Below are 484 nucleotides of genomic sequence, written 5' to 3'. Positions count from 1 at the left end.
CTTCACCAGCATCATGCCCTTGGCCCCGCGGCCGTTGGCGATGCCGCCGCCGTTCTCGCCCGCGGTGTTGTTGGCGATCTTCGACCCGGTCACCCGGAGGACGCCGACGTTGAAGATGGCCCCGCCGTTCTTCCGGGCGTGGTTGTTGTCGAGCGTGCTCCACTCGACGTCGACCCGGCCGAAGTTGGCGATGGCGCCACCGTTGTTCTCGGCGCTGTTGCGGGTGAGGGTGACCTTCTTCAGGTGGGCGCTGCCGCCGTGCTCGACCAGCAGCGCGCCGCCGTCACCCTCGCCGTCCTTCACGGGCGGCGGGGGCGGAGCGGGAGCGGCGGTGGGCGCGGCGGCGCCCTGGCCGCCCTGCGCGGCGACGCCGGGGACCTGGGGCCAGCCGGGCACCTGCGGTCCGCCCGGGACGCTCGGCCCGCCGTACTTGAACTCGGCGGCGTTGCCGTCCTTGACGGTGAGGTCCTTCAGGGTCAGGTCC

Annotated in this window: 1 pseudogene; it reads right to left on the bottom strand. The window is 73.1% G+C overall.

Annotation, left to right across the window (positions count from 1 at the left end):
• Positions 1 to 484: pseudogene (locus EFE23_RS28360) on the bottom strand (hypothetical protein); the annotation flags it as partial.

Origin of the sequence: Micromonospora solifontis, from assembly GCF_003725545.1 — a bacterium.
GTDB lineage: Bacteria > Actinomycetota > Actinomycetes > Mycobacteriales > Micromonosporaceae > Micromonospora > Micromonospora solifontis.
This window is presented reverse-complemented; position numbering and strand designations above follow the sequence as displayed.